This window comes from Reyranella sp. (assembly GCF_030651995.1).
In the GTDB taxonomy this organism is placed as follows: Bacteria; Pseudomonadota; Alphaproteobacteria; order Reyranellales; family Reyranellaceae; genus Reyranella.
Window position 1 is genome coordinate 19,793 of the sequence record NZ_JAUSBN010000080.1, and the last position, 11,196, is coordinate 30,988.

The 11,196-nt window shown below is 66.3% G+C and carries 11 protein-coding genes; all 11 read left to right on the forward strand.

Annotation, left to right across the window (positions count from 1 at the left end):
- Positions 1–17 precede the first annotated feature (17 nt).
- On the forward strand, positions 18–1,454 hold the full coding sequence (locus Q7V45_RS24870) for a circularly permuted type 2 ATP-grasp protein (RefSeq protein WP_304857035.1): 1,437 nt from the start codon (positions 18–20) through the stop codon (positions 1,452–1,454).
- 9 nt (positions 1,455–1,463) lie between these two features.
- Positions 1,464–2,396, forward strand: a complete 933-nt coding sequence (locus tag Q7V45_RS24875; RefSeq protein ID WP_304857037.1) for an alpha-E domain-containing protein — start codon at positions 1,464–1,466, stop codon at positions 2,394–2,396.
- A gap of 7 nt (positions 2,397–2,403) precedes the next feature.
- Positions 2,404–3,222, forward strand: coding sequence for a transglutaminase family protein (locus Q7V45_RS24880; RefSeq protein WP_304857039.1), 819 nt, complete (start codon positions 2,404–2,406; stop codon positions 3,220–3,222).
- Positions 3,223–3,361: 139 nt separating this feature from the next.
- Positions 3,362–4,564, forward strand: a complete 1,203-nt coding sequence (locus Q7V45_RS24885; protein WP_304857041.1) for a pyridoxal phosphate-dependent aminotransferase — start codon at positions 3,362–3,364, stop codon at positions 4,562–4,564.
- A gap of 170 nt (positions 4,565–4,734) precedes the next feature.
- Entirely contained in the window at positions 4,735–6,810 is a 2,076-nt protein-coding gene (locus tag Q7V45_RS24890; RefSeq protein ID WP_304857042.1) for an elongation factor G, read from the forward strand.
- A 300-nt stretch (positions 6,811–7,110) separates the two neighbouring features.
- On the forward strand, positions 7,111–7,356 hold the full coding sequence (locus Q7V45_RS24895; protein WP_304857043.1) for a hypothetical protein: 246 nt from the start codon (positions 7,111–7,113) through the stop codon (positions 7,354–7,356).
- Between the two features lie 66 nt (positions 7,357–7,422).
- A complete protein-coding gene (locus Q7V45_RS24900; protein WP_304857044.1) occupies positions 7,423–7,872 on the forward strand; it encodes a hypothetical protein in 450 nt (149 codons plus the stop codon).
- A gap of 106 nt (positions 7,873–7,978) precedes the next feature.
- On the forward strand, positions 7,979–8,941 hold the full coding sequence (msrP, locus tag Q7V45_RS24905) for a protein-methionine-sulfoxide reductase catalytic subunit MsrP (RefSeq protein WP_304857045.1): 963 nt from the start codon (positions 7,979–7,981) through the stop codon (positions 8,939–8,941).
- 72 nt (positions 8,942–9,013) lie between these two features.
- A complete protein-coding gene (locus tag Q7V45_RS24910; protein ID WP_304857046.1) occupies positions 9,014–9,985 on the forward strand; it encodes a tripartite tricarboxylate transporter substrate binding protein in 972 nt (323 codons plus the stop codon).
- An 8-nt stretch (positions 9,986–9,993) separates the two neighbouring features.
- On the forward strand, positions 9,994–10,755 hold the full coding sequence (locus tag Q7V45_RS24915; RefSeq protein WP_304857047.1) for an enoyl-CoA hydratase/isomerase family protein: 762 nt from the start codon (positions 9,994–9,996) through the stop codon (positions 10,753–10,755).
- 2 nt (positions 10,756–10,757) lie between these two features.
- Positions 10,758–11,096, forward strand: coding sequence for a hypothetical protein (locus tag Q7V45_RS24920; RefSeq protein WP_304857048.1), 339 nt, complete (start codon positions 10,758–10,760; stop codon positions 11,094–11,096).
- Positions 11,097–11,196: the final 100 nt, after the last annotated feature.

The following is an 11,196-nucleotide window of genomic DNA, read 5'->3' on the forward strand; positions in this document are numbered from 1 at the left end:
AGGGGGTGAAATGCCGGATGGTAGCCAAGGCATTCGATGAAATGAATTCGGGCACCGACGGTTCGGTCCGCGCGCCCTATCGCGGTGTCGCCGACTGGCTGGCCCGGACATCACCCGAACGGTTGGAGGCGACACGAAGAGAGGTCGATCTCTTCTACCGCCGGCACGGCATTACCTTCGGCGCCTATGGCGCGGCCGAAGGTTCCGAGACGACGATCCCGTTCGACATCATCCCGCGCGTCATCGCGTATGACGAGTGGCAGTTCCTCCACAAGGGCCTGTCGCAGCGCGTGCGCGCCCTCAACGCCTTCCTGACCGACGCCTATGGCGAGCGCGAAATCTGCCGCGCCGGCATCATCCCCGAAGAGCAGATCCTGATGAACGGCGAGTTCGTCGCCATGGCGCAGGGACTGCAGCTCCCCGGTGGCGTGCACGCCCACATCGCCGGCATCGATCTCGTCCGCGTCGGCGAGAAGGATTTCTACGTCCTCGAGGACAATGTCCGCACGCCGTCCGGCGTGTCATACGTCCTCGAGAACCGGGAAGTCATGATGCGGCTGGCCCCGGAACTGTTCGCGGCCATGAGTGTCCTGCCGGTCGCCGACTATTCCGAGGAGCTGCTTGCCACGCTGCGGTCCGTATCGTTCAGCGACGGCCATGAGCCGAACGTCGTGCTGCTGACCCCCGGCCACTACAACAGCGCCTATTTCGAGCACGCTTTCCTCGCCGACGAGATGGGGATCGAGCTGGTGAAGGGCTCCGACCTGTTCGTCGACGAAAGCCGGGTCTATATGCGTACCCCACGCGGGCCGCAGAGGGTCGACGTGATCTACCGCCGGGTCGACGATGCATTCCTCGATCCGCTGGCGATGCGCCCCGACTCCTTCCTCGGCGTCGCAGGCCTGCTCGGCGCCCTGCGCGCCGGCCGTGTGAACATCGTCAATGCGCTCGGCAACGGCGTCGCGGACGACAAGTCGACCTATACCTACGTGCCCGAGATGGTGCGCTTCTATCTCGGCGAGGAGCCGATCCTGCAGAACGTGCCGACGTGGCGCTGCGACCGGGCCGATGACTACAAGTACGTGCTGGAGCATCTCGCCGAGATCGTCGTCAAGGAGGTGCACGGATCGGGCGGCAAGGGCATGCTGGTCGGCCCGACCTCGAGCAAGGCCGAGATCGAGGAATTCGCGGCGCTCCTGAAAGCACGGCCGGACAACTACATCGCCCAGCCGACGCTGGCGCTGTCGACCTGCCCGACCTTCGTGAGCCAGGGCGTGGCGCCGCGGCACGTCGACCTGCGCCCGTTCGTGCTCTCGGGCAAGAAGATCACGATCGTGCCGGGCGGCCTCACGCGCGTCGCCCTCAAGGAGGGATCTCTGGTCGTCAATTCGAGCCAGGGCGGAGGCACCAAGGACACCTGGGTCCTGGCATCCGACCAGGCGGACGACAGGTAGGCCCCGCCGATGCTGAGCAGTACCGCCAAGAATCTCTACTGGATGGGTCGCTACCTGCAGCGTGCCAAGTCGACGGCCCGGCTGATCGAGGCGACCCAGCGCATGGCCCTGCAGTCGCGCGGCGAGGAAGCCGCCGGCGTAGCGGCGATCTTCGGCATGGAGGACGAGTTCCGCCAGAGCCAGGCGCAGGGCGAACGTCTCGCCAGCCTGATCGACTTCCTGGTGATCGACGAGAACAACCCCTCCTCCATCGTCAATTCGATCGGCGCGGCGCGGCGCAACGCCCGCGAGGAACGCAACAACATCACGGTCGACGTCTGGGAGAGCTTGAACGCGCTGTGGCTGGAGCTCAGCGCCCGGCTGCGCGGCAATCGCGCGACCCTCGACCGCGGCGCCCTGATCGAGACGGTGAAGAAGCAGGCGGTGATGATCTTCGGTGCCGCCCAGGTGACGCTGCTGCGCGACGAGGCCAACAACTTCCTGCAGCTCGGCGCCTTCCTCGAGCGCGCCGACAATACCGGCCGGATCCTGGACGTGAAGTTCCACCTGCTGCGGCCGGACGGCAATCCAAGCGCCGAGGGACTCGACTACTTCGCCTGGTCGGAGCTGTTGGCCTGCGTCGGCGCCGTGCGCACCTACCGGCGCATCTACCGCAGCTCGCTCAACCCCATGAAGGTGGCGGAGCTGATGATGCTGCGGCGCGACGTGCCGCGCTCGGTGCACCATTGCCTGTGGATGGTCGACCTCAACATGCGCGAGCTGGCCGATGCCTACGGCACGCGGGGCGAGGCGGACCGGCTGGCGGGCGAGCTTCATGCGCGCCTGCGCTACGCCCGCATCGACAAGGTCTTCGAGATCGGCCTGGCCACGTTCCTGGGACAGCTGCGCGGCGACATCGGCACCCTGTCGGACGAAATCGGCCGACAGTTCCTCCTGGATTGAGCAAACCATGCGCTTCTCCGTCCATCACGCCACCCGCTTCCAGTTCGACCAGCCGTCCGGACATTCGATCCACGACGTGCGTCTCACGCCCAAGCCGGCGGCGGCGCAGCGCATCGTGTCGTGGCGCATCGAAGGTCCCGGCAAGAAGTCGGAATGGAAGGACGGCCACGGCAACCAGGTGACGACCTTCTCGGTCGCCCAGCAGCACGACGGCGTCGAGATCGTGGTGCAGGGCATCTACGAGTACAGCGGTACCGACCAGTGGCTGCGCTACGTCGAGGAGCCGACCCTGCCGGCGCCCTTCTGGCTGCGCAACACGGGCCTCGCGCGCCACGATGCGAGCTTCGATCCGGTGATCGAGGGCCTTGCCGACCGCACCGCGGACCCCACGCAACGGGTCGCTGTCCTGCATGAGCTGATGGAGCGGATTTCGGCGCGCGTGGCCTACAGGACCGGCGCCTCCACCGTGGACACGACGGCGGTCGAGGCGCTGACGCGCGGCGCCGGCGTGGCGCAGGACGAGGCCCACATCTTCATCGCCTGCTGCCGCCGCCTCGGCGTGCCCGCCCGCTATGTGAGCGGCTATCTCCGCAACGACGATCCCGAACTGCGTGTCGGCCGGACCAGCCATTCCTGGGCCGAAGCCTGGGTGCCGGGGCTCGAATGGGTGGGCTTCGACCCCGCCAACGGCATCAGTCCGCGCGGCGACAGCCTGCGGGTCGCCGTCGGGCTCGACTACCGCGATGCAGCTCCGGTCAGCGGCCGGCGCGTCGGCTTCGGCGATGCGAAAATGACCGTCGACTGCTCCGTCCGCCTCGCGGATTGACGAACTGCCGAGACAGGCGGCCTGCCTTAGCAGCGGTACGGCCCGCCTGACGATAAATACAATGCGGTCGCCTTGCGGAAAGGCGTCGTCGCGACTAGCTTCGCGCCGCTCTCAAAATGCCCAAGGAGGCATACTCGTCATGGCTTTCATCGCCGATCGTCTCAGCCGCATCAAGCCGTCTCCGACCAATGCCGCGCAGGGCAAATTCCTGGAGATGAAAGCGGCAGGCAAGGACGTGATCGGCCTGGCCGCCGGCGAACCGGACATGCCGACGCCCGACCACATCAAGGAAGCGGCGATCCAGGCGATCCGCAACAACGACACCAAGTACACCGCGGTGCCGGGAACGCCCGCGCTGCGCCAGGCGATCGTCGCGAAAATGAAGCGCGACCATGGCCTCGAGTACAAGCCGTCGCAGACCGTCGTCACCTCGGGCGGCAAGCAGATCATCTTCAACGCCATGCTGGCGACGCTGGATCCGGGCGACGAGGTCATCGTGCCGGCGCCCTACTGGGTTTCGTACCCCGAGATGGTGCTGTTCGGCGACGGCACGCCGGTCATCGTGCAGTGTCGGGAAGAGAACGGCTTCAAGCTGACGCCGGAAGATCTCGACCGCGCCATCACGCCCAAGACCAAATGGATCATCCTGAACTCGCCCAGCAACCCGACGGGTGCCGCCTACTCCAAGGCCGACCTCCGCGGCCTGTGCGACGTCCTGCTGAAGCATCCGCACGTCCACATCCTCACCGACGACATGTACGAGAAGCTCGTCTACGACGACTTCGAGTTCTTCACGCCGGCCCAGGTCGAGCCGCGCCTGTACGACCGTACGCTGACCATGAACGGCGTTTCCAAGGCCTACAGCATGACCGGCTGGCGTATCGGCTACGCGGCCGGCCCGCAGAAGCTGATCGATGCCATGATCACGGTGCAGTCGCAGAGCACCTCGAACGCCAGTTCGATCAGCCAGGCTGCCGCGGTGGCCGGCCTCAACGGGCCGACCGACTTCATCGCGAAGAACGTCGCGATCTTCAAGCAGCGCCGCGACCTGATCGTGTCGATGCTGAACCAGACCAACGGCATCAAGTGCCCGCGTCCCGAGGGCGCCTTCTACGTCTATCCGTCCTGCGCCGGCCTGATGGGCAAAAAGACGCCCGACGGCAAGGTGATCAAGGACGACACCGACTTCGTGAACTACCTGCTCGAGGCCGAAGGCCTCTCGGTGGTCCAGGGTTCGGCGTTCGGTCAGGGTCCGGCCTTCCGCATCTCCTACGCCACGGCGACGGAACTGCTGGAGGAAGCGGGCCGTCGTATCCAGCGCGCCTGCGCCGCGCTGTCGTAAGGACTGCTGACCTATTTCATCCCCGCCCGACGTTTGACTCACCCGGGCGGGGATGAAACCATTTTCATGACAAGTGGGCTTCGCTCCGGCTGATCGTTCGGAAGCGTAACGTCTATTCCGCGACTTTCGTCCGGGGCTTCTGCGCTTTTGCGAAGAAGGAGGACGTTGTCATGGCCGAGTTAAAGACGGAGACGATCACCGGCGGCAGACCAGGCAGCGGCGCGCATCGCGTGGTGGCGCTGTGCGGGCCGTATCTGTCGGGCAAGACCAGCCTACTCGAAAGCATTCTCTACGCGACCGGAGCCATCGGCCGGCGCGGCTCGACGCGTGCAGGCACTTCCATCGGTGACGGCGCCGCCGAAGCGCGCAAGCGTGGCATGGGCACCGAAATCAACGTCGCCTCGGTCGACTATCTCGGTGACCAGTGGACCTTCCTCGACGTGCCGGGCTCGATCGAATTCCAGCACGACGCCTTCGCAGCGCTTGCGGTCTGTGATGCAGCCGTCCTCGTCTGCGAGGCCTCGCCCGAGCGGGTGATGGCGCTGACGCCGCTCCTGAAACAGATCGAGGACCGGCACATTCCGCACATCGTCTTCGTCAACAAGATCGACTCCGCCGAGGTCCGTGTGCGCGACCTGCTGTCGGCGCTGCAGTCGGTGTCGCGGCGCAAACTGGTGCTGCGGCAGGTGCCGATCCGCCGTGCCGCCGCCGACGGCAGCAAGGAGACGGTGGGCTATGTCGATCTCGTGAGCGAGCGCGCCTATCGCTACAGGAGCAGCGGCGCGTCCGACCTGATCGAGATGCCCGCAGACGTGCTGCCGCGCGAGACCGAGGCGCGCCGCGAGATGCTGGAAACGCTCTCCGAGTTCGACGATGCGCTCCTCGAACAGCTCATCGAGGATATCGCGCCCGAAAAGTCGCTGATCTACCGCGATCTGCACGACGAGTTCTGCACCGATCAGATCGCACCGGTGCTGCTCGGCGCCGGCGACCGGGAGAACGGCGTGCGGCGCCTGCTGAAGGCGTTGCGCCACGATACGCCCTTCGTCGAGCAGACCGCGCGGCGCCGCGCCCTGCCTTCGGAGGGCGCTCCGATGACCGAGTGTTTCAAGGTCGTTCACCAGAGCCACGCCGGAAAGCTGTCGCTCTGCCGCATCTGGTCCGGGACGCTCGCCGAAGGCCACTCGGTCGGCGGACAGAGGATCGGGTCGATCCTGCGCCCGTTCGGACAGAGGCTCGACAAGATCGCCGCGGCGCGCGCCGGCGAGATCGTGGCCCTGGCCAAGGTCGAGTCCCTCTCGTCCGGGCAGATACTCAGTCCCGCGGGGATCGTCGCCTCGGCAGATTTCCCGACGGCCGACACTCCCGTATTCGGGCTGGCGCTGTCGGCCCGCAACCGGAACGACGAGGTGAAACTCTCGGGCGCACTCCAGAAGATCGTCGAGGAAGATCCGTCGCTATCCTTCGAGCAGCGCGGCGAGACGCATGAGTTGCTGCTCAGGGGCCAGGGCGAGATGCACCTCAAGGTCGCCGTCGACAAGCTCGCCGGGCGCTACAATGTCGCCGTCGAGACGTCGGCGCCGCGCGTCGCCTATCGCGAGACCATCCAGGCCGGCACACAGCAGCATGCCCGCTACAAGCGCCAGACCGGCGGCCACGGCCAGTTCGCCGACATCAAGGTCGAGATCAAACCATTGCCGCGTGGATCGGGCTTCCGCTTCGTCGACCGCATCGTGGGTGGCGTTGTGCCCCGCAACTTCATTCCTGCCGTCGAGGAAGGGCTGCGCGAGTCCCTGAAGGAAGGGCCGCTCGGACAGCCTGTGGTCGACCTCGAGGCGACGCTGTTCGACGGCCAGTACCATGCCGTCGACAGTTCCGAGATGTCGTTCAAGATGGCCGCGCGTATCGCCATGAGCGAGGCCATGCCGAAGTGCAAACCGGTCCTGCTCGAACCCATTCTCCGGGTCACGGTCGCCGGACCGTCCGAGTCGACCCCGCGGCTGCAGCGGCTGATCTCGGGACGCCGTGGGCAACTTCTCGGCTACGACACGCGACCGGACTGGGCAGGATGGGACGAGGTTTCGGCCCTGATTCCGGAGGCGGAGATCGCCGACATGATCGTGGAGATCCGGTCCGTCACCCAGGGCATCGGCACCTTCCGCGCCGAGTTCGACCACCTGCAGGAACTCGCGGGACGCACCGCCGAACGCATCGTCGACGAGACCAAGAAGCGTCAGGCCGCCTGAGGGCGGCCTCCGCTCGGGTCACAAGGCGGTGAGCCCGGCTTATGGCGCTTTTCCCCCGCGGACCGGCCTCTCATATTCGTCCCGTGGAATGGTTCCACGGGAGTGATGTTCATGTTCAACAGACGGTCTTTGATGGTGGGTGGCCTGGCGATGGCTTCCGCATCGTCACTGGCCCGCGTCGCCAGTGCCCAGTCTGGGCGCCCGACGCTGGTATTCGTCGGCCACGAGCTTTGAGGCGGCTGCAAGATCTGGCGTGCCCAGTCCGAGCCTGATTTCCTCAAGTCGGCCGCTTTCAAGAAGATGGACTATCAAGTGGTTCATCCGGCCAATCCAGACCTCCTGATGGTCGACGAAAGCTGGCCCGCGCCGGCGAGACCCATCCGGGCGGCCTTCCTGGCCAGCGAGGATGGCAAGAAGAGCCCCAACGCGACCCCGCGCTTCATCCTCTTCCAGGACGGCAAGATCGTCCTCACGGTCACCGGCAACGGCGGCTGGAAGGACAAGATGTGGCCGAAGATCCAGGAACTGACCGGCACCAAGGCCTAGTTTCCGGCCGGGCGACATTGTTACATATTACCCTCGTGGGATCTCTCACGAGGGGGACGTGGATTCATGTTCAAGAGACGTAGTGTGATCGCGGTGGGCCTGTCGCTGGCCGCCGCGCCAGTGCTCGCCCGCACGGCTGCCGCCCAGGGTCCGGCACAGGGCACGACGAAGCCCATGCTGATCTTCGCCGGCGACGAGACGTCGGAGGCCTGCAAGGTCTGGCGCACGCAATGGGAGCCGCTCTTCAAGCAGGCCCCGGTTTTCCAGAAGGTCGACTACCGCGTGGTGTTCCCGAAGACGCCGGCGCTCCTGCTGAAGCCCGCGAGCTGGCCCTCGGACCTGCGTTGGGTGCTCGACGCCTTCCTGATGAGCCAGGTCGGCGTCGAACAGGGGGCCGAGACGCCGCGCTTCTTCCTCGTTCAGGGCGGACAGATCACCTTCACCGCGGTCGGCAACAATGCCTGGCGCGACGTCATGTGGCCGACCCTGCTGGACGTGACCAACTCCAAGCCGTAGCGCAGCCCAATTGGGGGCAGCGTCACGGGGCAGTGAGCAGGGTTGATTTGCGACCGCCCGTCGCGGGGCCCATCTAGGGGCACGGCGTAAACAGGAGCGAGGAACGATGCTGATCAAGCGCATGAAGGGCTGGGAGCTTCCGGAGTCGAAGACGACCTCGGAAAGCCACTACCTCAATCGCCGCGCGATGGTGCGGGCCATGGGACTCGGCGCCGCCTCGATCGCACTGCCCGGCCAACTCATGGCGCAGGACAAGTCGGCCGATCCTTCGGCCGGTCTGTATCCGGCGAGACGCAACGACAGGTATGGCGTGCCGACGCCGATGACGGCCGAGAAACTGGCCACGACCTACAACAACTTCTACGAGTTCGGCACCGACAAGAGCATCTGGCGCGAAGCCCAGAAGCTCGAGGTCCGGCCGTGGACGATCAAGGTCGGCGGCATGGTCGAGAAGCCGTTCGAGATCGGCATCGACGATCTCCTGGCCAAGGTACAGCTCGAGGAGCGGGTCTATCGCCATCGCTGCGTCGAGACATGGTCGATGATCGTGCCGTGGAGCGGCTTTCCGGTGCGCTCGCTCGTCGAACTCTGCAAGCCGCTCGGCAGCGCCAAGTTCATCGTCATGAAGACCCTGTCCCGGCCCTCGGTTATGCGCGAGCAGCGCGACCCTCTGTACCCGTGGCCCTACACCGAGGGGCTGGCGATGGACGAGGCGATGAACGACCTCGCCTTCATCGCCACCGGCCTCTACGGCAAGCCGATCCACAAGCAGAACGGCGCGCCCCTGCGTCTCGTCGCGCCGTGGAAGTACGGGTTCAAGAACGTGAAATCGATCGTCAGCGTCGAGTTCACCGACAAGAAGCCCAAGACGTTCTGGGAGGGGCTGCAGTCCAGCGAGTACGGCTTCTGGGCCAACGTGAACCCGGAGGTCGCCCATCCGCGCTGGAGCCAGGCCACCGAGAAGCCGCTCGGGAGCGAACAGCGCATCCCGACCCTGCTCTACAACGGCTACGCCGAGTTCGTGGCCGGGCTCTACGCCGACCGCAAGGCGGAAAAGCTCTTCATGTGACCGGCCCTCCTTTGCCTCGTCGCGCCGGGCCGCTAAAACGGGCACCGGCCGGACGAGGCCTGAGGAGGAAACGTGAAGCTCAACCGTCGTACGACCCTCGCCGGCGCCGCCGCGCTGGCCGCAGGTTCCCTGTCCAGGGCAGCCTTCGCCCAGGCCTATCCCAACAAGCCGATCAGGATCGTCGTGCCCTTCGCCGCCGGGAGCGCCACCGACCTGACGGCGCGCGGCCTGGGCGCCAAGTTGCAGGACATTCTCAAGCAGCCGGTCGTGATCGAGAACAAGCCGGGCGCCAGCGGACAGCTGGGGGCCTCCGCCGTCGCAACCGCGCCGGCCGACGGCTACACGCTTCTGATGGGCACCAACACGACGAACGCCGCCAACGGCGCCCTGTTCAAGAAGCTGAGCTACGACCTCGAGAAGGATTTCGCGCCGATCATGCGCTGCGTGATGGGCGTCAATGCGCTGGTCGTGAACAACGATCTGCCGGTGAAGACGACCGCCGAGCTGGTCGACTACGCCAAGAAGAATCCGGGCAAGCTCAACTACGCCGAGGCCAGCGCCTCGCAGCGCCTTTCTGGCGAGATGTTCAACAAGCTGGCCGGCGTGAAGTTGGAACGGGTGCCCTACAAGGCCAGTCCGCAAGCGCTGGGCGACGTGGCTTCAGGCCAGGTCCAGGTGATGTTCCCCGATCTGCCGCAGGCGCTGACCCAGATCGAGGCCGGCCGCGTGCGCGGGCTCGCGACCACCGGCCCGAAGCGCACGACGGTCACTCCCGACCTGCCGGCCATCGCGGAAGCCGTGCCGGGCTACTCGCTGGTCTACTGGCTGGCCGTCTTCGCGCCGGCGGCGACGCCGAAGGACGTCCAGAAGGTCCTCGCCGATGCGATCACCGAGGCGCTGAAGGACCCGGCCACCGCCAAGGCGATGACGCAGGGCCGCATGGAAATCGCCCCGCTCGCCCTCGACCAGTTCGCCGCCTACGTGAAGACCGAGACGGCGTGGTGGACCAAGGAGATCAAAGCCGCCGGCATCGAGCCCGAGTGAGCAGCACCATGAGCAAGGTCATCATCGAGAAGAGCGGCCCGGTCAAAACCATCTGGATGAACCGGCCCGAGAAGCGCAACGCGCTCGACAGCGAGCTGATCGAGGCGATGATCGAGGCGCTGGGGGCTCCCGTCGCGGCCGACGATCGTGTGGTCGTGATCCGCGGCAAGGGCCAGGTGTTCTGCGCCGGTCTCGACATGGCCGAGCGCCGCGAAACGATCGGCAGCGGCAATGCGAGCGGCATCGAGGTGATGCTGCGCGCGGTCGAGCTCTGTCCCCTGCCCGTCGTTGCGGTCGTCCATGGCGACGCGATCGCCGGCGGCAACGAGCTGGCGCTTCATTGCGACATCGTGGTGGCGAGCCAGAAGGCGCGCTTCGGCATGTCGCTGGCCCAGGTCGGCCTCGCCCCCAACTGGTTCCTGGCGAAGAAGCTGATGGAAGTGCTGGGGCCGGTGACGACGCGCGAGATGCTGCTGCTGGGCGACCCGCTGCCATCGACCAAGCTGCATGCGCTGGGCCTGATCGCCCGCTGCGTGCCCCCGGAGGAACTCGAAGCCGAGGCCTCGAAGGTCGTCGACCGGCTGGCCGCCAACGCCCCGCTGTCGCTGAAGGCCATGAAGGCGCTGACGGTGAAGCAGCTCGAGTTCCGCGACGGCATCAAGCACGACGATGTCGACGCGCTCGTCCAGGCGGCGATGAAGAGCCAGGACGCGCAGGAAGGGATGAAGGCGCGGCTGGAGAAGCGCACCGCGAAGTTCCAGGGGAAGTAGCCGTGTCCATCAGGCTCCGCCTCGACAAGCCGTGGCGGCCCCTGACGGCCGACGAGATCGCCCGCCTGCCGGGCCAACTCGGCGTCTACCAGGTCGCCGATGCCACGGGCGCCATCCTCTACATCGGCCAGGCCGGCGCACGCGCGCCGTTCGGGCTGCGCTCCGAGTTGCAGCGTGAGCTAGCAGAGCGTGGGCCCAGTAATCAGTTCCGCGTCGAAGTGAACCAGCAGTACCGCACGCGCTGGTTCGAGCTGCTGATGGTGCACCAGGCCGACCATGGCATCCTGCCGCCCGACAACGCCAAGAACCCGCTCCCGCTGGGACGGTTGAGTCCGTCGTGAGGCATTGCCCTTCTTCCTCCTCTCCCCCGTTAGGGGGAGAGGTTGGGTGAGGGGGCGACGCACCTCCTGTAACCCCCTCACCTAGCCTCTCCCCCTAACG

Coding starts and splice junctions, on each gene's coding strand:
- Q7V45_RS24875 (WP_304857037.1), top strand. CDS start 1,464: ATGCTGAGCAGTACCGCCAAGAATCTCTACTGGATGGGTCGCTACCTG.
- Q7V45_RS24890 (WP_304857042.1), top strand. CDS start 4,735: ATGGCCGAGTTAAAGACGGAGACGATCACCGGCGGCAGACCAGGCAGC.
- Q7V45_RS24895 (WP_304857043.1), top strand. CDS start 7,111: ATGGACTATCAAGTGGTTCATCCGGCCAATCCAGACCTCCTGATGGTC.
- Q7V45_RS24870 (WP_304857035.1), top strand. CDS start 18: ATGGTAGCCAAGGCATTCGATGAAATGAATTCGGGCACCGACGGTTCG.
- Q7V45_RS24900 (WP_304857044.1), top strand. CDS start 7,423: ATGTTCAAGAGACGTAGTGTGATCGCGGTGGGCCTGTCGCTGGCCGCC.
- Q7V45_RS24885 (WP_304857041.1), top strand. CDS start 3,362: ATGGCTTTCATCGCCGATCGTCTCAGCCGCATCAAGCCGTCTCCGACC.
- Q7V45_RS24880 (WP_304857039.1), top strand. CDS start 2,404: ATGCGCTTCTCCGTCCATCACGCCACCCGCTTCCAGTTCGACCAGCCG.
- Q7V45_RS24915 (WP_304857047.1), top strand. CDS start 9,994: ATGAGCAAGGTCATCATCGAGAAGAGCGGCCCGGTCAAAACCATCTGG.
- msrP (WP_304857045.1), top strand. CDS start 7,979: ATGCTGATCAAGCGCATGAAGGGCTGGGAGCTTCCGGAGTCGAAGACG.